The sequence below is a fragment of the Actinomadura sp. K4S16 genome (assembly GCF_008327685.1).
In the GTDB taxonomy this organism is placed as follows: Bacteria; Actinomycetota; Actinomycetes; order Streptosporangiales; family Streptosporangiaceae; genus Spirillospora.
Window position 1 is genome coordinate 40275 of sequence record NZ_BDDE01000031.1, and the last position, 24210, is coordinate 64484.

A 24210-nucleotide genomic window follows, 5' to 3' on the forward strand; every position below is an offset into this window, starting at 1 on the left:
GGCCGTCCGGGGGACGAGCCGTGCGGTTCGGTCGTCCGGGCGGGCGGCCCCGGCGGGCTCAGGGCTCGCGGCGGCCGCGGAGCAGCAGGTCGATCACGACGGCGGCCGCCGCGAGGCCGGTGACGGCGCTGACGGCGATCTGGACCCAGCCGTCGCCGAGGACCGCGTTCGACAGGACGTTCACGGCGACCAGGACGACGATCAGGGTCCAGCGGGTGGAGTTGCTCATGGGAGCGCCTTTCGGTGAGTGGGGGACTTCAGGAGAGCGAGGGAGGGGGTGCGCCGGCGCAGCACCGCGCGCGCCGGGAGCAGGATCGCGGCGGCGCCTGACCCGGCGACGCCGAGGAGGATCACCGCGCAGGCGAGCGGCGGGACGGAGGGCAGCGGCAGGCCGGTGACGCGGGCCGCGAAGGCCGTCAGCGTCACCGCGGCGATGAGGGTCCCGGTCGCGATGCCCGTGCCGAGGACGATCGCGGCCTCCAGCCGCAGCATCCGCAGGACCTGGCGGCGGGTCGCGCCGACCAGGCGCAGCAGCGCGAACTCGCGGCGGCGCGCCGCCGTCGCCAGCGCCAGCGTGGTGACGAGGCCGATGAGGACGAACCCGGTGATCGCGGCGACGACCAGCCGGCTGACGAACCCCTGGAGCCTGACCTCGTGGGAGAGGCCCTCCTGGAAGCCGGCGGGCGTGAGCACCCGGGTTCCGGCGTAGGCGGCGGTGACCGCGCCCAGGTCCGCCCTGCCGCGGACGAGGACGCGGTCGTCGAGCGGCGAGGAGGAGTGCGCGGCCACGACGTCGCGGGGAAGGAGCACGTCGCCGAACCCGAGGCCCCGGTCGTAGACGGCGACGACGCGCGCCCGGATCCGCGTCCCGTCGCCGAGCCACAGGGCCGTCGTCGAGCCGACGCGCAGGCCGCCTGCGACGTCCCGGCTGAGCGCGACGGCGTCGCCGTGCAGGTCGCCCAGCCGGCCGGAGGACACGCCCGGGTCCAGGGTTACGGCGGCGTCCGCGCCGACGCCGGCGCCGTTCAGCGAGCGCAGGTTCTTCTCGCCCAGCTCCCTGACCGCCATGACGGCGGTGGTGCGCTTGACCGGCGTCGCGGCCGTCACGCCGGGGACGCGGCGCACCGCCTCGGCGACCCCGCGCGGGAGGCCGGGGCCCGCCGCCACGACGATCCGGTCGGCGCGGTTCCCGTCCTCCGCCTGCGTCCGCGCGGCCTGGACGACGGTGGACTGGGCGAAGAGCTGGACGCCGGCGAACGCGACGGCCAGGGCGACCGGGGTGATCAGCGATCCGGCACGGAGGGCGGCGGTGCCGGCCGCGTGCTGGGCCATCCGCCCGGCCACCGGCGAGACGGCCCGGGCGGCGCGGCCCAGGACCCGGTTCCCGGCCCGCGCCACCAGCGGCCCGAGGAAGGCCGTGGCGATGATGAGCGAGATGACCAGGCCGCCGATCGAGGCGCTGGCGGCGGGCCCGGTGGCGCCGGCGGAGAACCCGAGCGCGTTCAGGCCGAGGACGAGGAAGGCCCCGCCGGTGACCACGCGCCAGCGGGGCAGGCGCGGGTTCTCGGCGGCGGCCTCGCCCAGCGCCTCGACGGGCCGGATCCGCGACAGCCGCAGCGAGGCGAGGAACGCGGTCGCGGTGGCGGCGAGCAACGTGACGGCGACCGCCGCGAGCGCGGGCAGCGGACCGAGCGACAGCCCGAAGCCGTCCGGAAGGACGCCCTTGTGCACCATCGCGGCGTGCAGCGCGGCACCCGCCCCGAGCGACAGCGCCCCGCCGGCGAGCGCGGCCGGCGCCCCGATCCGCAGCGTCTCGCGCACGAGGCGCGCCCGCACCTGGCCCGGCGTCGCGCCGACCGCCCGCAGCAGCGCGAACTCGCGGGCGCGTTCCCGCACCGACAGCACGATCAGGCCGCCGACGACCACGAGCGCCGTCATCACGGCGAGGCCGCCGAACGACGCGGACAGCTCGACGATGTCGGGGCGCGCGGCGGCGACGGCCGGGTCCTCGGCGTCGCCGCGCGCGGCGCCGGTGGAGACGGAGAGGCCGGGCACGGCCTTGCGGAGCGCCTCCTCGTCGGGGTCGCCGAGCACCGCGAGGGCGTCGGCGAGGCCGGGGCGCCCGTCGAGGGCCGCGGCCGTCGCCGTGCTGAAGAACGCCGCGGCGGGACCGCCGGCGACGAGCCCGGACACGCGGTAGGGGCGGGGCGGCCCGTCGACCTGGATGCGGACCACCGCCCCCGGCGCGACGCCCGGCGACCGGCTCAGCACGACCTCGTCCGGCGCCTGCGGGGCGCGGCCCGCGCTCAGCAGGTAGGGCCGGAGCGCCGCCGACTCCCAGCCGTGCCCCGTCACCGGCCCTCCCGAGGAGAGCAGCGCGGGGAACGACACGTCGGCGACCACGTCCCGCACGCCCGGAACGGCCCGCAGCCTCGCGGTCGCCGCGACCGGGACGGGGGCGCGCTCGGTCAGCGGCCGGCTCTGCTCCTCCGGCGCGTCCGCGAACCTCCCCAACCGCTCCGTGACGCTCCCGGGGCCGGTCACGACCGCGGCGGCGGCGCCGAACCGCTCGACCGGCGCGTGCGCCCGGAGCGCCGACTCCAGCAGCACCCCGCACGCCCCGAGGAGCACCGCCGCGAACGCCAGCGCGACGAAGATCCCGGCGAACGCCCCCCGGCTCCTCACAGCGACTCCCAGCGGGACATGACGGCGGACGCGGTCGGGGCGGCCAGTTCGTCGACGATGCGGCCGCGGCTGAGGAACAGCACCGAGTCGGCCCACGCGGCGGCCGCCGGGTCGTGGGTGACCAGGACGATCGTCTGGCCGGTCAGGTCGGCGGCCTCGCGCAGCATCCGCATGACGTCGCGGGCGGTGCGGGGGTCGAGGGCACCGGTCGGCTCGTCGGCGAAGACGACCTCCGGACGGGTGACCAGCGCGCGGGCGAGGGCGGCGCGCTGCTGCTGCCCGCCCGACAGCTCGGACGGGCGGTGCCGGAGCCGGTCGGCGAGCCCCACCCTCCGGACGATCTCCTCGAGCCGGGCCGGGTCGGGCTCGGCGCCGCCGAGCCGCAGCGGGAGCGTGATGTTCTGCTCGACGTCCATGGACGGGATCAGGTTGAAGGCCTGGAACACGAACCCGATCCGCTCGCGGCGCAGCCGCGTCCGCTTCGCCTCGCCGAGCCGCCCGAGGTCCACCCCGCCGATCCGGACCGTGCCCCCGCTCGGGCGGTCGAGCCCGGACGCGCAGTGCAGGAACGTGCTCTTGCCCGATCCCGAGGGCCCCATCACCGCGGTGAACCCGCCGCGGCGGAACGTCCAGGTGACGCCGTCCAGGGCCCGCACGGCCCCATAGGTCTTGGTGACCGCGTCCAGGCTTACCGCCTCCGCGGTGGCCTCGGCCGTCATCGTGGTCATGGTTCCCCTCCGTGGGATATCGCCTCTCACCTGGACGAACCTAGGTTCCGGAGGGGGTCGGGCACATGGGCGCGCACTCCCGAAACGGTGGTGTAGCGGGCTACACCACCGGTCCGGGGGCAGGCCCGGGTGCGAGGGGCGCCGGCGTCGCTTACGGTGTGCTGCGAGGTGACGGCGAGGTGACATGAACAGAGCTCTGAGACGCAGCGCGGAGGCGACCGGCGAGCTGGTCGGAGCCCTGCGCACGGGCCTGCCCGCGATGGCCGGGCTCGTCCCGCTCACGGCGGTGCTCGTCCTGTCGTTCCTCGTGCTGCCGTGGCTGCCGTCGGCCGTGAAGCCCCTGCGGGCGCTCGCGAACGCCGAACGGCGGCGGGCCGGACGCGTCCTCGGCCGCGAGATCCCCGAGCCGTACCGCCCGTCCTCAGGCGACGGCCTCGGCGAGGCGCGCCGCCTGCTGCGGTCGCCGTCCACCTGGCGGGACGCGGCCTGGATGGCGGTGCACGGCCTCACCGCCCTGGTCGCGGCGGTGGTCGCGGTCGCGGTGTGGCCGGCCATCCCGTTCACGCTCTCGCTGCCGCTGTGGTGGTGGGCGGCGCCCGAGGGCTCCCAGTCGGCGTTCATCACCCTGGACAGCTGGCCCAAGGCGCTGACGATGCCGTTCGTGCAGGGGGCGTTCGACCTGGGCATCCTGCTGTGGCTGGTACCGAGGCTCGTGCGGTGGCAGGCCAGGCTCGCCGAGGTCCTGCTGGGGCCCACCCGGCGCACCAGCCTCGCCGAGCGGGTCGAGGAGCTGACCGAGACCCGCGCCGAGGCCCTGGAGGCGCACGGCGCCGAGCTGCGCCGCATCGAGCGCGACCTGCACGACGGCACGCAGGCCCAGCTCGTCGCCGCCGCCCTGCGGCTCGGGCTCGCCGACCGCCGCTTCGACGCCGACCCGGACGCGGCCCGGACGCTGTTCCTGGAGGCCAGGGACGGCGTCGAGGAGGCCCTCACGCAGCTGCGGACGGTGATCCGCGGCATCTACCCGCCGATCCTGTCCGACCGCGGCCTGGCGGGGGCGCTGCGGGCGCTCGCCGCCGGGCAGCCGATCCCCGTCGACCTGCACGTCGAGGACGGCCGGGCGCCCGCCGCCGTCGAGGCCGCCGCCTACTTCGTCGTGGCCGAGGCCCTCACCAACATCGCCAAGCACAGCGGCGCGCGGCACGGCGAGATCGTCCTCCGCCGCGAACCCGCCCGCCTCACGATCACCGTGCGGGATGATGGCAAGGGCGGGGCCGATCCGGACCGGGGCAGCGGCCTCGCGGGCATCCGCCGCCGGGTGGCGGCGCTCGACGGGACGACCCGCCTCGACAGCCCCGACGGGGGAGGGACGACGCTTCAGGTGGAGCTGCCGTGCGGATCGTGATCGCGGAGGACAGCGTCCTGCTCCGCGAGGGCCTCGTCATGCTGCTGGACGCGGGCGGCCACGAGGTGGTCGCCGCCGCGGGCAGCGGCCCGGACGTGCTGCCCGCACTGCTGGAGCACCGCCCGGACGCCGCCGTCCTCGACGTCCGGCTGCCGCCCGGGTTCCGCGACGAGGGGCTGCGCGCGGCGATCGAGGCGCGCAGGCGGCTGCCGGGCCTTCCGGTGCTGGTCCTGTCGCAGTACGTCGAGCAGACCTACGCCGCCGAGCTGCTCGCGGGCGGCGCCGGAGGCGTCGGCTACATGCTGAAGGACCGGGTCGGCCGCGTCGACGAGTTCCTGGACGCCCTGGACCGCGTCGCCGCCGGGGGCACCGCCCTCGACCCCGAGGTGGTCTCCCAACTGATGACGTCCCGGCAGGACCCGCTCCAGGCACTCACGCCCCGCGAGCGCGAGGTCCTCGGGCTGATGGCGCAGGGCCTCGACAACGCCACTATCGCCGAGACCCTCGTCATCACCGAGCGGTCGGTGAGCAAACACATCGGCGCCGTGTTCGCCAAGCTCGGCCTCCCGCCCACCGACAGCGGGCACCGCCGCGTGCTCGCCGTCCTGGCCTACCTGAACTCGTGAGGGTCCGCCGGGGCGCCCGCGCCCTCCTCCTGGACGGCGGCTCGCTCGTCCTCCTGCGCCGCACCGTCCCCGGCCGCCCCGTCTACTGGACGACCCCCGGCGGAAAGATCGAGCCCACCGACGCGTCACCGGAGGCCGCGCTGCGCCGGGAGTTGGACGAGGAGCTCGGGGCCATGGCCGGGCCCGTCCGGCAGGTCTTCGCGTGCGCCGAGCAGAGCCCCGAGCTGCACCGCCTCAACACCTTCTACGTCTGCCGCCTGGTGGCGATGGACCTGTCGCGCCGGCACGGCCCCGAGTTCGACGACCCCGCGAACGGCCGCTACGACGTGGACCGCGTCCCATGCACTCCCGACGCCCTCGGGGCCCTCCGCCTCGTCCCCGAGATGCTCTCCGCCTACCTGCGCGACCACGCCGGCGACCTCCCCGGCCTCGTGCCCGGCGGGCAGGACGCCGGGCGCGAGGGACGGGGTATGGCGGAGGCGTGATACCGGAAGGCCGGGAAGGGTATTTGATCGTCTCCCCGGCGGGCGGGAGGCTGGCCCTGGAGGGGGAGGTGCTCCCGTGAGCGATCTGGACGACTGGCCGGGCAGCGAGCTGAGCGACGAGGAACTGGACGTCGCCTACAACGTGCGCAGGAAGGCCGGACCCGAGCTGTTCGACCGGCACATGGCCCGCTACCGGGCCATGTCGGAGGCGGCCGTCGCGGGCCTGCCCGGGCACCCGGGGATCGTCTACGACGAGGCGAGCGGGGAGCGCCTCGACGTCTGGGGCACCGGCGGGGAGCCGCGCCCGGTGTTCGTCTTCCTGCACGGCGGCTACTGGATGGCGCTGTCGCGGGACGTGTCGTCGTTCATGGCGAGGACGCTCCACGAGCAGGGCATCGCGACCGTGGTTCCCGACTACACGCTCGCGCCGAAGGCGACGCTGGAGGAGATCGTCCGGCAGGTGCGGGCGGCCGTGGCCTGGGTCCACCGGCACGGGCGGGACCACGGCCTCGACCCCGACCGGATCGTGGTGGGGGGCAGCTCGGCGGGCGGGCACCTGACCGGCATGACCATGGTCGGCGGATGGCAGGAGCCGCTCGGGCTGCCCGCCGACGTCGTCAAGGCCGCGATGCCGTTCAGCGGGCTGTTCGACATCCGGCCGATCACCCGCGTCTACGTCAACGAGTACGTGCGGCTGGACCTGGAGCGCGCGGCGGCGCTCAGCCCGGCGCTGCTGCCGGCGGAGTACCGCTGCCCGGCCGTCATCGCCGTCGCGGAGCACGACGGGGACGGATTCCTCGCGCAGTCCCGCATGTTCCATCCGCGCTGGGACGCCGGGGACCTGATGGTCGTCCCGGCCCGCGACCACTTCGACGTGGTCCTCGACCTGGCGGACCCGGACTCCATGGCCGGCCGGGCGCTCGTCGACCTGGTCCGCGCGGTGTGATCAGCCGGCGGTGATCTCGGCCGCCGCACCGCGGAGATGCTCCAGCATCAGCCGGGCGGACGGGGTCGGGGCGCGGTGCGCGGGGAGCGTGACGCCCACCTGGCGGCGGACGGTCTTCAGCGGCACCGGGAGCGGCGCGATGTCGGCGTCGGTCCGCGCGACCAGCTCGGGCAGGGCGGCGATCATGTCGGTGTCGCGGACGAGGGTGCGCACGGTCAGCACCGACGTGCACTCGACCAGGTTGCCGGGCGGCTCCAGGCCCTCGGCGCGGAAGACCTGCTCCAGCTCCGACCGCAGCGCCGTCCGCTCCAGGGGCAGCACCCACGGGTAGGCGAGCAGGTCGGCGAGGCCGAGGCCCGGCACCGAGCGCGCGGGGTGGCCGCGGCGGGCGACGAGGCGGACGGGCTCGCCGTACAGGGTGATCTGGCGCAGGCCGCGCAGGTCGTCGATCGGGTTGAGGCGGCCGAGGATCAGGTCGATCTCACCGTCCAGCAGGCGGGGGACCTGCGCGTCGAAGGTGGCCTCCTGGACGATCACGGTGACGCCGGGCCGGTCCCTCTTCAGCGCCGCGATCGCGCGGGGGAGCAGGACGCTGGAGCCGGCGAGCAGGGTGCCGATCGTGACCGTGCCGACCTCGCCGTCGGCCAGGCCGCTGATGCGCTCGCCGGCGCGGCGGAGCTCGGCCAGGACGGCGCGGGCGTGCTCGACGAACGCGTCGCCGAACATCGTCGGGGTCATGCCGCGCGGGCCGCGGGTGAACAGCTCCACACCGAGGACGCCCTCCACCTCGCGCAGGCTGCGCGTCACCGCGGGCTGCGCGAGCCGCAGGTGCTCGGCGGCGCGCAGGACGCTGCCGTGGTCGGCGACGGCGACGACGAGCACCAGGTGCCGCAGCTTCAGCCGTCCGTTGAGCAGGTCGATCGCGCGCATGCCGCCTTGGTATCACAGATCGGTCATAACCGGCGGCCCGCGGGTCACCGTCCGGGTATGGGCGGGGCGGGGGAGCGCGGCCCTCCGGCCACGGCCTCCGGCATACCCGTTCCGTCATATCGGCCGGGTGGTTTGGTATTTGCCAGGCATAGCTTCGCGGGCAGAGGATCAGGATGTCGAGCCACGCGGGAGGAAACGGATGAAGGCTGAGCACTACGTCGGCGGGGTGTTCCGTACGGACGGTCCGGCCTTCCCCCTCATCGCACCCGTGGACGGCACCGAGCTGGGCACCGTCCCCGAGGCCACGCGGGAGGTCGTCGACGACGCCGTGGCCGCGGCCCGGTCCGCGCTGAAGGGCCCCTGGGGCGCGATGGCCGCCGAGGAGCGGGCCGCGGCGCTGCGGCGCGTCGCGGACGGCATCCAGGCGCGGTTCGAGGAGTTCGTGGACGCCGAGGTCGCCGACACCGGCCGGCCCCGCGCGTTCGCCGAGACCGTCGACGTGCCGCGCGCCGTCGGCAACTTCCGCGCCTACGCCGACCTGCTGTACGGGCGGCCCGAGCGGGCCTACACCACGCGGGTCCCGGGATGGAGCTCCGGGACGGGCGAGGCGCTCAACTACACGGTGCGCCGGCCGCTCGGGGTGGTGGCGATCGTCTCGCCGTGGAACCTGCCGCTGCTGCTGTCCACCTGGAAGATCGCGCCCGCGCTCGCGTGCGGGAACACCGTGGTGGCCAAGCCGTCGGAGGAGACGCCGTCCACCGCGACGCTGCTCGCCCGGGTGATCGACGACGCCGGCCTCCCGGACGGGGTGTTCAACCTCGTGCACGGGCACGGCCCCGGCGCCGCGGGCGAGTTCCTCACCGGGCACCCGGGGGTCGACGCGATCGCGTTCACCGGCGAGTCGGCCACCGGCGCGGCGATCATGCGCAACGCCGCCGACCACGTCACCCCCGTCTCGTTCGAGCTGGGCGGCAAGAACCCCGCGCTCGTCTTCGCCGACGCCGACCTGGACGCCGCCGTGGACGGCACGGTCCGCTCCTCCTTCACCCACTCCGGGCAGATCTGCCTGTGCACCGAGCGCGTCTACGTGGAGCGCCCCGTCTTCGAGGAGTTCACCGCGAGGCTCGGGGAGCGGGCCGGGGCGCTGGAGGGCTACGGGCCGATGATCTCGGCCGAGCACCGCGACAAGGTCCTGTCGTACTACCAGCTCGCCCGCGAGGAGGGCGCCACGGTCGTCGCGGGCGGCGGCGCGCCGGAGTTCGGGGACGCGCGGGACGGCGGCTTCCACGTCGAGCCGACCGTCCTCACCGGCCTCCCCGAGACCGCCCGGAGCGTGCGGGAGGAGATCTTCGGGCCGGTCTGCCACGTCGCGCCGTTCGACACCGAGGACGAGGCCCTCGCACTCGCCAACGACAGCCCCTACGGCCTCGCCTCCACCGTGTGGACGCGGGACCTGTCGCGGGCGCACCGGGTGGCGCCGCGCGTCGAGACCGGGATCGTCTGGGTGAACTGCTGGAACCTGCGCGACCTGCGCACCCCGTTCGGCGGCGTGAAGGCGTCCGGGATCGGGAGGGAGGGGGGAGAGTACTCCTTGGACTTCTTCTCCGAGCCCGTCAACGTCTGCATCCAGATCTGAGAGCGAGCCCAGTGACCACGAACATCGAGGCCGCCGCCGAGCGGCTCCTCGGCGCCTACGCCGCCGGCGCCCCGTGCGCCCCCGTCCGCGACCTGATCACCACCGCCGACGACGCCTACGCCGTCCAGGACCGGCTGACCGAGCGGTGGCTGGGGGAGGGGCGCCGCCTCGCCGGACGCAAGATCGGGCTGACGTCGCGCGCCGTCCAGGCGCAGATCGGGGTGGACAGCCCCGACTTCGGGATGCTGTTCGCCGACATGGCCGTCCCGGACGGGGAGGAGATCCCCGCCGGCGCCGTCCTGCAGCCGCGCGCCGAGGCCGAGGTGGCGCTCGTGCTGGAGCACGACCTGACCCACGAGCGGCACACCGCCGCCGACGTGATCCGGGCGACGGCGTTCGCGCTGCCCGCCATCGAGGTGGTCGGCAGCCGCGTCCGCGACTGGGACATCACGCTCGCCGACACGGTCGCCGACAACGCCTCCTCCGGCATGTACGCGCTGGGCAACCGCCCCGTCCCGCTCAAGGACGTCGACCTGCGCCTGTGCGGGATGGTGATGGAGCGGCGCGGCGAGCAGGTCTCGACCGGCAACGGCGCCGCCTGCCTCGGGCACCCGCTGAACGCCGCGCTGTGGCTCGCCGACACCCTCGTCCGGGTCGGCCGCCCGCTGCGCGCGGGCGACACCGTGCTGACCGGCGCGCTCGGCCCGGTCGTCCCGGCGAACCCGGGCGACGTGTTCGAGGCGCGCATCGACGGCCTCGGCGACGTCCGCGTCGCCTTCGGCAAGGAGGAGTCCTGATGGCCGACGTGCACGCGCTCGCGGCGGAACTCGACGAGGCGGCCCGGAACGTCCGGGCGATCCCGAAGCTGACCGCCCGGACACCTCTGGACGTCGCGACGGCGTACGCGGTCCAGCGCGCCGGGATCGAGCGGCGGCGCCGCAGGGGCGAGCGGCTCGCCGGGGTGAAGATGGGGTTCACCAGCCGCGCCAAGATGGTCCAGATGGGCGTGGACGACGTCATCTGGGGCCTGCTGACCGACGGCATGGCGGCCGAGTCGTCGGTGGACGTGTCCCGCCTCGTCCATCCCCGCGTCGAGCCGGAGATCGCGTACCTGATCGGGCGGGAGGTCCGCTCCGCCGCCGAGGTCGAGTCCGCCGTGGCCGGCGTCGCCGTCGGCTTCGAGGTGCTCGACTCCCGCTACGAGAACTTCGACTTCACCCTCCCGGACGTCATCGCCGACAACGCCTCGGCGGCCCGGTTCGGCGTCGGCGCGTGGCACGCCCCCCGCGACCTGTCGAACACCGGGCTCCTGCTGGAGATCGACGGGCGCCCGGTGCAGACGGGCTCGTCCGCCGCGATCCTCGGGGACCCGGTGCGGTCGCTGCGCGCGGCGGCGCGGCTCGCGCTCGCCGCCGGGCTGACGCTGGAGCCGGGCTGGATCGTGCTCGCCGGCGCCGCGACGGCGGCCGTCCCGCTGCCGAAGGACGCCCATGTCCGGGTCGTCGGCGCGGGTCTCGGCGCCGTGGAGGTGACGACCTGATGGACGAGGCGATCCTGGTCGAGGGCAAGGCGCGGCCGCGCGGGCGGTTCCCGCACCTGCGGCGCGCGGGCGACCTGGTCTTCGTGTCCGGCACGAGCTCGCGCCGCCCGGACGGGACGTTCGCCGGGGCGAGCGCCGACGCGATGGGCGTCACCGACCTCGACATCCGGGAGCAGACCCGCGCCGTCATCGAGAACATCCGCGACCTGCTGGAGGCGGCGGGGGGCGGGCTGTCCGACGTCGTCAACGTGACCACCTACCTGGTGAGCATGAACGACTTCGGCGGTTACAACGAGGTCTACGGGGAGTACTTCGACGAGACCGGCCCCGCCCGCACGACCGTCGCAGTCCACCAGCTCCCGCACCCGCATCTGCTCATCGAGATCTCGTGCGTCGCGCACATCCCGCAGGCGACGCGGACCGGAAAGGAGGGCGGAGCATGACCCTGCCCCAGCTGACGTTCGGACGGCCGTTCAACTTCGACGCCTGGATCGAGGAGCACCGGGACCTGCTGAAGCCCCCGGTCGGCAACGTCCAGGTGTTCGAGGACGCCGGTCTGATCATCATGGTGGTCGGCGGCCCCAACCAGCGCACCGACTTCCACGACGACCCGACCGAGGAGTTCTTCTACCAGCTCAAGGGCAACATGGTGCTCCGCGTCATGGAGGAGGAGGGCCGCCCGCCCACCGACCTGCAGATCAACGAGGGCGACGTCTTCCTGCTGCCGCCGCACGTCCGGCACTCGCCGCAGCGGCCCGAGCCCGGGTCGATCGGCCTCGTCGTGGAGATCCCGCGCCCGGAGGGCCTCACCGAGGCGTTCGAGTGGTACTGCACCGAGTGCCACCACCTCGTCCACCGCGCCGAGCTCCAGGTCCGCTCGATCGTCGACGACCTGCCGCCCGCCTTCGAGGGCTTCTACGGCGGTGACCGCACGTGCCCGAACTGCGGCGCGGTCCACCCGGGCCGGCAGTGGCCGCGCTCGATGACCCCGACGACGGCGCCCCGTGTCTGACGGGGCCCTCGTGACGGTCTTCGACGTCCACACGCACGTCTTCCCGCGGATCGGCCGGGCCGAGGGGCGGATCCTCGCCGACGAGGGCGAGCCGTGGCTGCGCGTCGACGGCGGCGGCGCCGGGATGATGATGTGCGGCGACCAGGAGTACCGGCCCGTCGGAGAGGCGCTCTGGGACGCCGCTCGCCGCGTGGCCGACATGGACGCCGCCGGCGTCGACCGGCAGGCCGTCTCGTCCACGCCGCTGATGTTCGGGTACGCCGCCGAGCCGTCCCGCGCCGCCGACTGGTGCGACCTCGTCAACGACCGCATCCTCGCGTTCTGCGCGGACGCCCCCGACCGGCTCGTGCCGCTCTGCCAGGTGCCGCTCCAGGATCCGGAGCTCGCCTGCGAGGTCGCCACGCGGGCGTCCGCCGCGGGGCACCGCGGCGTCCACATCGGCAACCACGTCGGGGACCGCAACCTCGACGACGAGGGGATCACGGCGTTCCTCGCGCACTGCGCGGAGCTCGGCCTGCCCGTCCTGGCGCACCCGTGGGACATGCTCGGCGCCGACCGGATGCGCGGCCACATGCTGCCGTGGCTGGCGGGGATGCCCGCCGAGACGCAGCTGAGCATCCTCGGGCTGATGCTGTCGGGGGCCTTCGAGCGGCTCCCTGAGTCCCTGCGGCTGTGCTTCTGCCACGGCGGCGGCAGCTTCGCGTTCCTGCTCGGGCGGGCCGACAACGCCTGGCACCGCCGCGACATCGTCCGCGCCGACTCGCCGCGCCCGCCGTCGGAGTACGTCGGCCGCTTCCACGTCGACTCGGCCGTGTTCGACCCGCGCGCGCTCCGGCTGCTCGTCGACGTGATGGGCCCCGAACGGGTCATGCTCGGCACCGACTACCCGTTCCCGCTCGGCGAGAAGGACCCCGGCGCGACCATCCGGGCCTGCCCCGGCCTGGACGACGCCGAACGCGCCCTGCTGCTCGGCGGCAACGCGGAGGAGTTCTTCGCGCCCGCCCACGACCTGGTGACCACCGAAGGAATGACGCAGTGACCCTGGAGGAAGAAGCGCGGCGCCTCGACGCGACCGACCCGCTGCCCACGCTGCGAGGGGAGTTCCTCATCCCGCCCGCTCCCGGCGGGCCCTACGAGGAGGCCGCCTATTTCGCGGGCAACTCGCTCGGGCTCCAGCCGAGGAGCGTGGCCGGGCGGCTCCGCGAGGAGCTGGACGACTGGGCGCGGCTCGCCGTCGAGGCCCACACGCAGGCCCGCCGCCCCTGGGTGGACTACCACGAGCTGCTGCGGGGGCCCGCCGCCCGCCTCGTGGGGGCGCGCCCGCACGAGGTCGTCGCGATGAACTCGCTGACGGTCAACCTGCACCTGATGATGGCGAGCTTCTACCGGCCCGCCGGGGCCCGCACCCGCATCGTCATCGAGGACACCGCGTTCCCGTCCGACTCTTACGCGGTGGCGAGCCAGGCCGTCCACCACGGGCTCGATCCGGCCGAGGCGGTCGTGCGGCTCAGGCCCCGCGACGGCGAGGACAACCTGCGCACCGAGGACGTCGTCGGGTTCCTCGAACGCGAGGGCGGCACGGTCGCGCTCGTCCTGCTCGGCGGGGTCAACTACCTGACCGGCCAGCTGATGGACATGCCCGCGATCACCAAGGCGGGCCGGGCCGCCGGCGCCGTCGTCGGGTGGGACCTCGCCCACGCCGCGGGGAACGTCCCCCTGCGGCTGCACGACTGGGACGTGGACTTCGCCGCCTGGTGCACCTACAAGTACCTCAACAGCGGTCCGGGCGCGGTCGCGGGATGCTTCGTCCACGAGCGGCACGTCCGGGACTCCTCCGTGCCGAAGCTGTCGGGGTGGTGGGGCACCGACCCGGCCGTCCGGTTCCGGATGGACCCGGCGATCGCGCCGCCCGCCTCCGCCGACGCCTGGCAGCTGTCCAACCCGCCGATCATGGCGCTCGCGCCGGTGCTGGCCTCCCTGGAGATCTTCGACCGGGTCGGGATGGACGCGCTGCGCGCCAAGAGCGAGCGCCTCACCGGCCACCTGGCGGCCCGGCTCGCGGACCTCGGCGCCGACGTCGTCACTCCGTCCGACCCGGCCGCGCGCGGAGCCCAGCTCTCGCTGCGGGTGCCGGACGCGGGCGGGCTCGTCCGGCGGCTCGCCGCGGCGCACGGCGTCATCGCCGACGCCCGCGAACCGGACGTCATCCGGCTCGCGCCCGTCCCGCTGTACTGCACGTTCCACGACTGCCACCGCGCCGCCGAGGCACTCGCCGATCTTCTTTAGGTGTGTCGGTGCATGGGTCCGCCCCGCATCGGGTAAGTTCGTCTGCGTTGCACGATGGCACCGGCCCGGCCGGCCGGCGCCAAGCAGTCTCGAAGCGTTTTCTCCGGGTGACCGGCGGGCGTGAGTGAGTCCGCTTGCAGCCCGGGCCGCCGACCGGCGGACCGGAGACGTTTTACCCGGAAGGGAAAGACCATGGCCGAAGGCACCGTGAAGTGGTTCAACGCTGAGAAGGGCTTCGGGTTCATCGCGCCTGACGGCGGCGGCCCCGACGTGTTCGTCCACTACTCGGCGATCACCACCAACGGCTACCGCAGCCTCGACGAGAACCAGCGCGTCGGGTTCGAGATCACCCAGGGCCAGAAGGGCCCGCAGGCCGAGGGCGTCTACCCGCTCTAAGGTCCTGCCGGATCTCAGATGAGGCCGGGGACGCTCTGCGTGTCCCCGGCCTTTCGCATGCCCGGCGGCCGTGCGCGGCCGGCCCCGCCTACGGCAGCGCAGACCCGGCGTGTTCGGCGGGCTCCGCCGGGGGCCGCGCGGTGGCGCCGCCGCGCGGGGCCAGCGCGCCGGCCGACACGGTCATCACCGCGACCACGCACGTGATCATCGCGAACGCGGCCGGGTAGGACAGCGCCCCGGCCGTCCAGCCGGTGACGGCGGGCGCGGTCAGCCCGGACAGGTAGGTGATCGTCGCGACGCCCGCCACGCCCTCCCCGGGGGTGGCGCCGGCGGAGCCCGCCGCCGTGAAGACCAGCGGCACGACCGTCGCCACGCCGACGCCGAGCAGCGCGAAGCCCCCGACGGCCGGCCAGGGCGCTCGGGACGCCGTGACCGTCGCGCCGCCGATGACCGCCACCACGCCCGCGCAGCGGACCACCCGCACCGGACCGAGCCGCCGCACCAGCCGGTCGCCGAGGAGCCGGGTGCCCGCCATGCACGCGACGAAGACCGTGTAGCCCGCGGCGGCCAGCCCGGGGCCCGCGCCCGCCACCTCGGTCAGGTAGACCGCGGTCCAGTCGGTGCTCGCGCCCTCGGCGAACATGGCGCAGAAGCCGACGACGCCGATGGCGAGGACGGCCCGGGTCGGCAGGGCGAACCGGCGCGGCGCCGGAGCGCCGGGGTCCGGGCGGACGTCCAGCAGCCCGCGCCCAGCGGGCACGCCCGCCGCCACCAGCACGGCGGCGACCAGCCCGAGATGCAGCCGGGCGTCGAGCCCCGCGTGCGCGGCCAGGATGCCGGCGCCGCCCGCGACGAGGCTGCCGACGCACCACAGGCCGTGCAGCCCGGACATGATCGGCCGCCCCAGGTGCCGCTCCACCGACACCGCGTGCGCGTTCATCACCACGTCGGACATGCCGGCGGCGGCTCCGAACAGCAGCATCGCCCCGAACAGGAAGGCGGGCGCCGGGGCGAGGGCGGGGAGCGCCACGGCGGCGCACCAGGCCGCGATCAGCAGGCGGGTCGCGCGGCGCTCGCCGATCCGGTGCGCGACGCGGCTCGCGGTCGGCATGCCGACGAACGCGCCGGCGGACGGGCAGAGGAGCGCCAGGCCGAGGACGCCGGGGGACAGGTCGAGCCGGTCCTGGATCCAGGGGATGCGGGTGGCGAGGGAGCCGGCGACGGCGCCGTGCAGGACGAAGACGACCGCGATGGCGCGGTGGGGAGACCTCATGGTCCCAAAAACTAACAGGCAGGCTTCCTGATGAAAAGAGAAAATCAGGCAGGCTCCCTGCCTACTAGCATGGGGGCGTGAAGACCGCCGACCCCACGATGGCCCGCGCGATCAACGACCGGCTGGCGCTCGACCTGCTGCTGGAGCGCGGCCCGCTGACCGCGCCGCAGCTGCGGACGCTGACCGGGCTGTCGCGCCCGACGGTGTCCGACCTGATCGAGCGGCTGCGCGCCGGCGGCCTGATCGAGGTGGCGGGGGAGGCCGGCGCCGACCGGCGGGGCCCGAACGCCCGCCTCTACGGGCTGGTCGCCGACCGTGCGCACATCGCCGGGGTCGACCTGCGCCGCGACGCCGTGCACGTCGGCGTCGCCGACATCGCGGGGAACCCGGTGGGGGCGGCGTCCCGGCCGCTGCCGCCGTCCCCCGACCTCGCCGCGGTCGTCGCCGGAGCCGTGGCCGAGGCGGCGGACGGCCGCACGCTGCACACGGTGGTGCTCGGCACCCCCGGACTGATCCATCCGCGCACCGGGCGCGCCACCGGCGACCACGTCCCCGGCGGCAGGCCCGACCTCGGGGAGGCGCTCCGCGACCGGCTCGGCGCGCCGGTGCTCGTGGAGAACGAGGTCAACCTGGGCGCCGTCGCCGAGCACCGGGAGGGCGCCGCGGCCGGCCGCGACGACTTCGCGCTGCTCTGGCTGGACGACGGCGTCGGCGGGGCGCTCGTCCTGGACGGGCGGCTGCGGCGCGGCGCCTCCGGCGGCGCCGGCGAGGTGGGCCTGCTGAAGTTCGGCGGCACGGAGTTCTGCAGCCTGCTCGACCCGGCGGCCGTGGCGGGCCTCGGCGACGAGGCGGTCGCCGCGCGCATCACCGAGGCGGTGTTCGTGCTCGTCGCCGTCCTGGACCCGGGGCTCGTCGTGCTCGGCGGGGCGTTCGGCCGCGCCGGCGGCGACCGGCTCGCGGAGCTGGTCGCCGGGCACCTGGGCGTCCTCAGCCCGGCCGCCACCGAGGTGCGGGCGAGCCGCGTCGAGGGCGACGCCGTGCTGCGGGGCGCGGTCCTGACCGCCCTCGACCTCGTCCGCGACGACGTCTTCGGCTAGGGGCGCCTCACGCCTTCGGCAGGCGCTCGCCCGCCCGGAGCCGGTCGAGGCCGAGCCAGATGAACTCCACGGCCATCTGCTCGGCGCGCTCGCGCGGCGTGTCGGGATGCTCCAGCCACCACGACACCATCGACAGCATCGACCCGTACATCAGCGGGACGAGCAGCCGCGCCCGCCGCTCGTTCACCGCGAGCGCGGCCGGCGACAGCGCCGGGTCGGCGCGGCGGCGGCGCAGCAGCAGGTCGGCGAACGCGGTGCCGAGGCGGTCGCGCAGCTCCCGCAGCTCCAGCCCCACCTCGGGCTTGTCGAGATGCCGGACCACGAGCGCCCACGCGTCCGGCTCCTCGGTGGCGTAGTCGAACAGCACCCGGATCATCGCCCGGATGCCGTCGGCCGAGCCGTGCGCCGCGAGCACGGCCCGGTTCAGCCTGCCGGTGAGCTCGGCGACGATCACCTCGGTGATCTCGGCGAACAGCTCCTCCTTGGAGGTGAAGTGCTGGTACAGCAGCGCCTTGGAGACCTGCGCCGCGGCCGCCACGTGCTCCATCTGGGTCAGGTGGTAGCCGCGCCGGCCGAACTCCGCGAGCGCGACCTGCAGCAGCTGCTCGCGGCGCCGGGCGTGCGGCATGCGCCGCCGCGCGCCCGGCGCCGCCTCCCCCGTGCCGTTCGTCATCGTTTCTCCTTCGTTTCCTCCCCGGCCTTCAGGCCGGGGAGGAAACAGGTCCTTGCGGAGTAGGTCGGCGAAGTCGGGGCCTTTCGCCGTCCGTCAGACTGGCTCGCAGTGCAGCTGCTAGAACGTGAGCCATGGAGCGGCAGGTCAGGCGGGCGTTCAAGTACCGCTTCTACCCCACGAGCGAGCAGGCGGCCGAGCTGTCGCGCACGTTCGGCTGCGTGCGGCTGGTGTACAACAAGGCGCTGGAGGAACGCACCCGAGCCTGGCACGACGAGCAGCGCCGGATCTCCTACGCGCAGTCGTCGGCCTTGCTGACGCAGTGGAAGAAGACCGCGGAACTGGCCTTCCTTGCCGAGGTGTCGTGCGTTCCGCTCCAGCAGGCGCTGCGGCATCTGCAGACGGCGTTCGCCAACTTCTTCGCCAAGCGCGCCGCCTATCCGCGCTACAAGTCGCGCAAGCGGTCGCGTGCGTCGGCCGAGTACACCCGCAGCGCCTTCACCTGGCGCGACGGGCGTCTGACGCTGGCGAAGATGGCGGCGCCGCTGGACATCCGCTGGTCGCGTCCGCTGCCCCAGGGGGCCGAGCCGAGCACGGTGACCGTCTCCCGCGACAGCGCCGGACGCTGGTTCGTCTCCCTGCTGTGCCAGGACATGGTCACTGCGGCTCCGCCCAGGGACGCGGCGGTCGGGGTCGACGCCGGGATCAGCACGCTGGTGGCTCTGTCGTCCGGGGAGAAGGTCGCCAACCCCCGGCACGAGCGCCGTGACCGGACCCGGCTGGCCAAGGCGCAGCGGAACCTGGCCCGCAAAGCCCCGGGTTCGGTGAACCGGGACAAGGCCCGCCGCAGGGTGGCGCGGGTGCATGTGCGGATCGCCGATCGGCGCCGCGCTTTGCTGCACAAGCTGTCGACCCGTCTCGTCCGTGAGAACCAAACGCTCGTGATCGAAGACCTCACCGTCGCCAACCTGCTCAAGAACCACAAGCTCGCGCGCGCCATCTCCGACGCCGCGTGGCGGGAACTGCGGTTCATGCTGGAGTACAAGTGCGCCTGGTACGGCCGCGACCTGGTCGTGGTCGACCGCTGGTTCCCCTCCTCCAAGCTGTGCGGGGCCTGCGGCACGGTCCGCGGCAAGCTGCCGCTGGATGTCCGCGAGTGGACGTGCGGCTGCGGGGCGGTGCATGATCGCGATGTGAACGCGGCGCGCAACATCCTGGCCGCCGGGCTGGCGGTGTCCGCCTGTGGAGACGGTGTAAGACCTCAACGTGACTCCTCCCGGGCGGGGCGGTCGTCGGCGAAGCAGGAAACCCAGCGGGCGACCGCTGGAATCCCCCGCCGTTAGGCGGGAGAGGAAGTCAAGTGCCGAGGTACCTGCCGAGCTCGGCGCGGGCCACGGAGCGCACGTGGACCTCGTCCGGGCCGTCCGCGAGGCGCAGCGTGCGCAGCCCGGCCCACATCGCCGCGAGCGGGGTGTCGTCGCTGACGCCGGCGCCGCCGTGCACCTGGATCGCCCTGTCGACCACGTCCAGCGCGACGCGCGGGGCGATCACCTTGATCGCCGCGACCTCGGACCGGGCGGCCTGCACGCCCTGCTTGTCGATCAGCCAGGCGGTCTTGAGGGTGAGCAGCCGCGCCTGCTCGATGGCCATCCGCGACTCGGCGATCTGCTGGCGCACCACGCCCTGCTTGGCCAGCGGCCCGCCGAAGGCAACGCGCGACACCGCGCGCTCGCACATCAGCTCCAGCGCCCGCTCGGCCATCCCGATCGCGCGCATGCAGTGGTGGATGCGGCCGGGGCCGAGGCGGGCCTGCGCGATGGCGAAGCCGCCGCCCTCCTCGCCGACCAGGTTCTCCACCGGGACGCGGACGTCGGTGAAGGTGATCTCGCAGTGGCCGTGCTGGTCCTGGTAGCCGAACACGGGCAGCGGCCGGACGACCTCCACGCCGGGTGCGTCGAGCGGTACGAGCACCATCGACTGCTGCCGGTACGGGTGGCCCTCCGGGTCCGTCTTGCCCATCACGATCATGATCTTGCAGCGCGGGTCGGCGGCGCCGCTGATCCACCACTTGCGGCCGTTGATGACGTAGTGGTCGCCGTCCCGCTCGATGCGGGTGGAGATGTTGGTGGCGTCCGAACTCGCCACGTCCGGCTCGGTCATCGCGAACGCGCTGCGGATCTCCCCGTTCAGCAGGGGGACGAGCCACCGCTCCTTCTGCTCGGGCGTCCCGAACAGGTGCAGGACCTCCATGTTGCCGGTGTCGGGGGCGGCGCAGTTGGTCGCCTCGGGCGCCAGGTTGGGGGAGCGGCCGGTCACCTCGGCGAGGGAGGCGTAGTCGGTGACCGAGAGGCCGTGCGCGGGGTCATCGCTGTCGGGAAGGAACAGGTTCCAGAGGCCGCGCTTGCGCGCCTCCACCTTGAGGTCCTCCACGATCTGGGGGACGTGGTGCTCGCGGCCCGCCGCGCGCAGCTCCGCCCGCTGCGCCGCGTAGACCGGCTCGGCCGGGTAGACGTGGGAGTCCATGAAGTCCTGGAGGCGGCCGAGGTGGTCCCGGGCCCGCTCGCTCAAACCGAAGTCCATTCCGCTAGAGTAACTGACGAGTCAGTTACTTCGGGAGGAGTCCCCCATGGCACCCTTCGACGGCACCGGCAAGGTCGCGCTGATCACAGGCGGATCCAACGGCATCGGCGCCGCGGTGGCGCGCCGCCTCGCCCGCGAGGGCGCACGCGTCGTGCTCGCCGACGTCGACGCGGAGGCCGGGGACGCCCTCGCCAAGGAGCTGGACGGCGCGTTCGTCCGCTGCGACGTGCGCGAGCCCGCCGACAGCGAGGCCGCCGTCGCGGCCGCCGTCGACCGCTTCGGGGGCCTGGACGTGGCGTTCCTCAACGCCGGGGTCGCGGGCGGCGGGGGCGTCGGCGACGACTTCGACCTCGCCGCGTACCGGCGGGCCATGGGGATCAACCTCGACGGCGTCGTGTTCGGCGCGCACGCCGCGCTGCCCGCGCTGCGCGCCCGGGGCGGCGGCGACATCATCGCCACCGCGAGCATGGCGGCGCTCACCGCGACGCCGTTCGACCCGGTCTACGGCGCCAACAAGGCGGCCGTGGTCGGGCTGGTCCGAGCCCTCGGCCCGACGTTCGCCGAGGAGGGCATCCGCGTGAACGCGCTGTGCCCCTCCTTCGCCGACACAGACATCCTGACCCCCATGAAGGGGCAGCTCCAGGAGACCGGCTTCCCGATCCTGGACGTGGGGGACGTCGTCGAGGCGTTCATGCGGATCCTGGACGCGGACGGCGCAGGCGAGGCCTGGTACGTGGTGCCGGGCCGCCCGTCCGAGCCGTTCCGTTTCCGCGGCGTCCCCGGCCCCCGCTGAGCGTCCGAGAGCTTCCGAGAGGAGAGTCATGCGCGCGATCCAGATCACCGAGTTCGGCGGACCGGAGGTCCTGACCGTCACCGAGCTCCCCGACCCCGTCGCCGGGCCGGGGCACCTGCTCATCGACGTCTCCCGGGCCGGCGTCAACTACGCCGACACCCACCAGGCCGAGAACAGCTACCTGTCGGAGTCCACACTGCCGATGGTGCCGGGCGGCGAGGTCGTCGGGACGACCCCGGACGGCCGCCGCGTCGTCGCACTGGTCGGCACCGGCGGCTATGCCGAGAAGGCCGTCGCCCCCGAGGCGCTGGCCTGGGACGTCCCGGACGCCATCGACGACCTCACGGCCCTCGGCATGATCGTCCAGGGGGCGTCGGCTTGGGTGCTGCTGCGCCGCAGCGTCCACCTGGAGCCCGGCGAGTCCGTCGTCGTGCACGCCGCCGCCGGCGGGGTCGGCACGATCGCCGTGCAGCTCGCCAAGGCCTGGGGCGCCGGGCGGGTCATCGCCACCGCCTCCTCCAAGGAGAAGCGCGACCTCGCCCTCGACCTCGGGGCCGACGTCGCGATCGACCCGAACGTGCCCGACCTCACCCGGGCGCTGATCGACGCCAACGAGGGCAGGCGCGTCGACACCGTCCTGGAGATGACCGGCGGGACGGTGACCGACCAGAGCCTGCGCGCCCTGGCCCCGTTCGGCCGCCTCGCGTTCTACGGCATGGCGTCGCGCACCGAGCCCTCGCCCGTCCGGCCCGCCACCCTCATGTCGCACTCCACCACGATCTCCGGCATGTGGCTGGCGCACGTCTTCCAGCTCCCCGGCAACGTGATGCGCCGGGCGCTGGACGAGCTGTTCGGCCTCGCCGCGGAGGGCGGGCTCCGCGTCGTCGCCGGCGGCGAGTACGGGCTGACCGAGGCGCGGCGGGCCCACGAGGACCTGCGCGCCCGCCGCACCACCGGCAAGCTCGTCATCGACCCGTCGCGCTGAGCCCCCGGCCGGGCTAGCCGACGAGCCCGTTCTCGTAGGCGTAGACGACGGCCTGGGTGCGGTCGCGCAGCCCGAGCTTGGTCAGCACGTGGCCGACGTGCGTCTTGACCGTCTGCTCGGCCAGCACCAGCTCGGCGGCGATCTCGGCGTTGGACAGGCCGCGCGCCATGAGGCGCAGGACGTCCAGCTCGCGCGGCGTCAGCCCCGCGGTCGCCTTCGGGCTCGGCCGCTGGTGCCGGCGCCGGCGCGCGAAGTCGCCGATCAGCCGGCGGGTGATGGACGGGGCGAGCAGCGCGTCGCCCGCCGCCACGACCCGCACGCCGTTCACCAGGTCGGCCGCCGAGGCGTCCTTCAGCAGGAACCCGCTGGCCCCCGCGCCGAGCGCCTCGTAGACGTACTCGTCCAGGTCGAACGTCGTGAGCATGAGCACCTTGGGCCGCGCGCCGGCCGGGTCGGCGTCCGGATCGGGGGCGCCGGCCAGCTCGGCGGTGGCGGCCAGGCCGTCCATCTCCGGCATCCGGATGTCCATGACGACCACGTCCGGGTCCAGCCGGCGGGCCATCTCCACCGCCTCGCGGCCGTTGCCCGCCTGGCCGATCACCTCGATCCCCGGATCGGAGGACAGCAGCGCCGCGAGCCCGTCGCGGATCATCACCTGGTCGTCGGCGATCAGCACACGAATCGTCACGGCACAACCCTACGGGTCGAGTGATCGGCGCGATCGGGACTAGTCCGGATCGCCGTAGGGCAGTTCGGCGACGACCGACCAGCCGGCGTCGTCGCGGGGGCCCGCCTCGATGCGGCCGCCGAGCATCGCGACGCGCTCGCGCATGCCGACCAGGCCGTGGCCGCCGCCCTGCGACTCCTCCGGCGTGCTGCGGGCGCCGTCGTCGGTCACCGACACCACCAGCGCCTCGGTCCCGTACCGCACCTCGACGTGCACCCGGGAGCCCGGCGCGTACCGGGCGGCGTTGCTCAGCGACTCCTGCACGATCCGGTACGCCGACAGGTCGACCCCGGCGTTCAGCGGCCGCGGCATCCCGACGACGGCCGTCGCGACCGCGAGTCCGGCACGGCGGGCCGCGCCGACCAGGTCGTCCAGCCGCTCCAGGCCGGGCTGCGGGGCGCGCTCGGCGCTCTCGTCGTCGGCGCGCAGCAGCCCGACGACCCGGCGCGTCTCGGTGAGGGCCTCGCGGGCCGCGTCCCGGACGACCCCGAACGTCTGCCGTGCCGCGTCCGGCAGGTCGGGGATCTTGAACGGGGCGGCCTCCGCCTGCATCGCGATCACCGACATGTGGTGGGCGACGACGTCGTGCAGCTCGCGGGCGATGCGGGCCCGCTCCTCCAGCACCGCCTGCCGGGCGAGGTCGCGCCGGTGCTGCTCCTCGCGCAGGCGCAGCTCCTCCACGGCCGAGTGCCGCCCGCCGACCGCGTCGCCGAAGGTGAGCGCGACCGCGGCGATCCCGGCGAGGATCGTGGCGAACCAGCCGGGCATGCCGAACAGCACGGCGGGCACCAGCACGCCGGCGATGGTGACCGCGCCCACCCCGACGGTCGTCTGCCGCGCGGCGCCGACGCCCGTGAAGAACAGGATGACGACCAGGGCGAGGATCGCCGTCACCGGCCACGGCATGAACCCCTCGCCGTGCCTGACGAAGACCGTCAGCAGCAGGCCGATCGCCGCGACGCGCCAGGCGGCGATCGGCCAGCGGGCCGCGAACACCAGGGGTGCCGCCTGGAGCAGGCCGAGGGGCCAGGCCAGCTCCGCGTCGACGCGGTACTGCGTGATGGAGATGGCGATGGAGCCGGCGGTGAACCCGATGGTCAGCGCGACCAGGACGGCCAGGATCGGGAAGCGCAGCGCGGGGTGGGCGGGCAGCAGGGTGACGGCCGGCTCGTCGTGGCCGGGCACGAGGGCGGCGCGGACGCCGGCGGCGAGCCGGGTGCGGCCCGGCGCGGGGCGGACTGGATCGTTCATTTGGGTGCGAGCCTAGAACGCCCGGACCCCCGGCGGCCTGCCTCCGCGGAGGGAGATCCGATCCGGCCCCTGGGTATCAGCCCTGGCAGCGCTCTCGGGACGTTCGGGAGGGCGTCAAACAGCTATTTCCGATTGACTTTATAGGGAATCTGCGCCACG

25 protein-coding genes are annotated in these 24210 nt (G+C 74.6%); 16 read left to right on the forward strand and 9 right to left on the reverse strand.

Features of this window, described 5'->3' with window-relative positions; all coding sequences use genetic code 11:
* Nucleotides 1-58: 58 nt before the first annotated feature.
* From K4S16_RS44800 to K4S16_RS42065, 3 genes are read right to left on the reverse strand one after another with little or no spacing between them, the layout of a single operon-like run.
* Nucleotides 59-229, reverse strand: coding sequence for a hypothetical protein (locus K4S16_RS44800; protein ID WP_160161229.1), 171 nt, complete (start codon nt 227-229; stop codon nt 59-61).
* Entirely contained in the window at nt 226-2685 is a 2460-nt protein-coding gene (locus K4S16_RS42060) for an ABC transporter permease (protein ID WP_149264713.1), read from the reverse strand. The genes K4S16_RS44800 and K4S16_RS42060 overlap by 4 nt, the downstream gene beginning before the upstream one ends.
* The gene (locus K4S16_RS42065) at nt 2682-3413 is read right to left on the reverse strand and encodes an ABC transporter ATP-binding protein (protein ID WP_200842435.1); all 732 of its coding nucleotides are present in this window, start codon (nt 3411-3413) and stop codon (nt 2682-2684) included. Before K4S16_RS42065 ends, K4S16_RS42060 begins: the two co-directional genes overlap by 4 nt.
* Nucleotides 3414-3597: 184 nt before the next feature.
* Here K4S16_RS42065 and K4S16_RS42070 point away from each other — a divergent pair, with 184 nt between their 5' ends.
* The 4 genes from K4S16_RS42070 (at nt 3598) to K4S16_RS42085 (ending at nt 6875) form a co-directional block, all read left to right on the forward strand.
* Nucleotides 3598-4818, forward strand: a complete 1221-nt coding sequence (locus K4S16_RS42070; protein ID WP_149264714.1) for a sensor histidine kinase — start codon at nt 3598-3600, stop codon at nt 4816-4818.
* Nucleotides 4806-5444 carry a response regulator transcription factor gene (locus K4S16_RS42075; RefSeq protein WP_149264715.1) on the forward strand — a complete coding sequence of 213 codons (639 nt, stop codon included), beginning with the start codon at nt 4806-4808 and terminating at the stop codon, nt 5442-5444. Before K4S16_RS42070 ends, K4S16_RS42075 begins: the two co-directional genes overlap by 13 nt.
* Nucleotides 5441-5929, forward strand: a complete 489-nt coding sequence (locus K4S16_RS42080; RefSeq protein ID WP_149264716.1) for an NUDIX domain-containing protein — start codon at nt 5441-5443, stop codon at nt 5927-5929. Before K4S16_RS42075 ends, K4S16_RS42080 begins: the two co-directional genes overlap by 4 nt.
* Before the next feature lie 76 nt (nt 5930-6005).
* Nucleotides 6006-6875, forward strand: coding sequence for an alpha/beta hydrolase (locus K4S16_RS42085; RefSeq protein WP_235037423.1), 870 nt, complete (start codon nt 6006-6008; stop codon nt 6873-6875).
* Here the strand turns inward: K4S16_RS42085 and K4S16_RS42090 are convergent, their stop codons facing one another.
* A complete protein-coding gene (locus K4S16_RS42090; RefSeq protein WP_149264717.1) occupies nt 6876-7805 on the reverse strand; it encodes a LysR substrate-binding domain-containing protein in 930 nt (309 codons plus the stop codon).
* Nucleotides 7806-8004: 199 nt separating this feature from the next.
* Between K4S16_RS42090 and K4S16_RS42095 the strand changes: the two genes are divergently transcribed.
* The 8 genes from K4S16_RS42095 to K4S16_RS42130 all read left to right on the forward strand — a co-directional run bounded on the left by K4S16_RS42095 (nt 8005) and on the right by K4S16_RS42130 (nt 14675).
* Nucleotides 8005-9441 (forward strand): 2-hydroxymuconic semialdehyde dehydrogenase, encoded by a 1437-nt coding sequence (locus tag K4S16_RS42095; RefSeq protein WP_149264718.1) that lies wholly within the window; start codon nt 8005-8007, stop codon nt 9439-9441.
* An 11-nt stretch (nt 9442-9452) separates the two neighbouring features.
* Nucleotides 9453-10238 carry a 2-keto-4-pentenoate hydratase gene (locus K4S16_RS42100; RefSeq protein WP_305790882.1) on the forward strand — a complete coding sequence of 262 codons (786 nt, stop codon included), beginning with the start codon at nt 9453-9455 and terminating at the stop codon, nt 10236-10238.
* Nucleotides 10238-10981 (forward strand): 2-keto-4-pentenoate hydratase, encoded by a 744-nt coding sequence (locus tag K4S16_RS42105; protein WP_149264719.1) that lies wholly within the window; start codon nt 10238-10240, stop codon nt 10979-10981. Before K4S16_RS42100 ends, K4S16_RS42105 begins: the two co-directional genes overlap by 1 nt.
* A complete protein-coding gene (locus K4S16_RS42110) occupies nt 10981-11424 on the forward strand; it encodes a RidA family protein (protein ID WP_149264720.1) in 444 nt (147 codons plus the stop codon). The genes K4S16_RS42105 and K4S16_RS42110 overlap by 1 nt, the downstream gene beginning before the upstream one ends.
* The gene (locus K4S16_RS42115; protein ID WP_200842436.1) at nt 11421-11993 is read left to right on the forward strand and encodes a 3-hydroxyanthranilate 3,4-dioxygenase; all 573 of its coding nucleotides are present in this window, start codon (nt 11421-11423) and stop codon (nt 11991-11993) included. The genes K4S16_RS42110 and K4S16_RS42115 overlap by 4 nt, the downstream gene beginning before the upstream one ends.
* Nucleotides 11986-13032: an amidohydrolase family protein gene (locus K4S16_RS42120; protein ID WP_235037424.1), complete on the forward strand. Its 1047-nt coding sequence runs from the start codon at nt 11986-11988 to the stop codon at nt 13030-13032. The genes K4S16_RS42115 and K4S16_RS42120 overlap by 8 nt, the downstream gene beginning before the upstream one ends.
* The gene (gene kynU, locus K4S16_RS42125) at nt 13029-14279 is read left to right on the forward strand and encodes a kynureninase (RefSeq protein WP_235037425.1); all 1251 of its coding nucleotides are present in this window, start codon (nt 13029-13031) and stop codon (nt 14277-14279) included. Before K4S16_RS42120 ends, kynU begins: the two co-directional genes overlap by 4 nt.
* 192 nt (nt 14280-14471) lie before the next feature.
* Nucleotides 14472-14675, forward strand: coding sequence for a cold-shock protein (locus K4S16_RS42130; protein ID WP_067639228.1), 204 nt, complete (start codon nt 14472-14474; stop codon nt 14673-14675).
* A gap of 88 nt (nt 14676-14763) precedes the next feature.
* Here the strand turns inward: K4S16_RS42130 and K4S16_RS42135 are convergent, their stop codons facing one another.
* A complete protein-coding gene (locus tag K4S16_RS42135; RefSeq protein ID WP_149264721.1) occupies nt 14764-15948 on the reverse strand; it encodes an MFS transporter in 1185 nt (394 codons plus the stop codon).
* 77 nt (nt 15949-16025) lie between these two features.
* Here K4S16_RS42135 and K4S16_RS42140 point away from each other — a divergent pair, with 77 nt between their 5' ends.
* A complete protein-coding gene (locus tag K4S16_RS42140) occupies nt 16026-17045 on the forward strand; it encodes an ROK family transcriptional regulator (protein WP_235037426.1) in 1020 nt (339 codons plus the stop codon).
* Nucleotides 17046-17052: 7 nt separating this feature from the next.
* Here the strand turns inward: K4S16_RS42140 and K4S16_RS42145 are convergent, their stop codons facing one another.
* Nucleotides 17053-17718, reverse strand: a complete 666-nt coding sequence (locus K4S16_RS42145; protein ID WP_149264722.1) for a TetR/AcrR family transcriptional regulator — start codon at nt 17716-17718, stop codon at nt 17053-17055.
* Nucleotides 17719-17849: 131 nt separating this feature from the next.
* On the opposite strand from K4S16_RS42145, the gene K4S16_RS42150 reads away from it, so the two are divergent.
* A complete protein-coding gene (locus tag K4S16_RS42150; protein ID WP_149264723.1) occupies nt 17850-19058 on the forward strand; it encodes an RNA-guided endonuclease TnpB family protein in 1209 nt (402 codons plus the stop codon).
* Nucleotides 19059-19071: 13 nt separating this feature from the next.
* Here the strand turns inward: K4S16_RS42150 and K4S16_RS42155 are convergent, their stop codons facing one another.
* Entirely contained in the window at nt 19072-20295 is a 1224-nt protein-coding gene (locus tag K4S16_RS42155; RefSeq protein WP_149264724.1) for an acyl-CoA dehydrogenase family protein, read from the reverse strand.
* 46 nt (nt 20296-20341) lie between these two features.
* Between K4S16_RS42155 and K4S16_RS42160 the strand changes: the two genes are divergently transcribed.
* Together K4S16_RS42160 and K4S16_RS42165 are read left to right on the forward strand one after the other, a co-directional pair.
* A complete protein-coding gene (locus K4S16_RS42160; RefSeq protein WP_149264725.1) occupies nt 20342-21088 on the forward strand; it encodes an SDR family oxidoreductase in 747 nt (248 codons plus the stop codon).
* Between the two features lie 28 nt (nt 21089-21116).
* Nucleotides 21117-22073 carry an NADPH:quinone oxidoreductase family protein gene (locus tag K4S16_RS42165; protein ID WP_149264726.1) on the forward strand — a complete coding sequence of 319 codons (957 nt, stop codon included), beginning with the start codon at nt 21117-21119 and terminating at the stop codon, nt 22071-22073.
* Between the two features lie 13 nt (nt 22074-22086).
* Here K4S16_RS42165 and K4S16_RS42170 read toward each other — a convergent pair whose 3' ends face one another.
* Entirely contained in the window at nt 22087-22761 is a 675-nt protein-coding gene (locus K4S16_RS42170) for a response regulator transcription factor (RefSeq protein WP_141576397.1), read from the reverse strand.
* 39 nt (nt 22762-22800) lie between these two features.
* Nucleotides 22801-24051, reverse strand: coding sequence for a sensor histidine kinase (locus K4S16_RS42175; RefSeq protein ID WP_149264727.1), 1251 nt, complete (start codon nt 24049-24051; stop codon nt 22801-22803).
* Between the last annotated feature and the right edge of the window lie 159 nt (nt 24052-24210).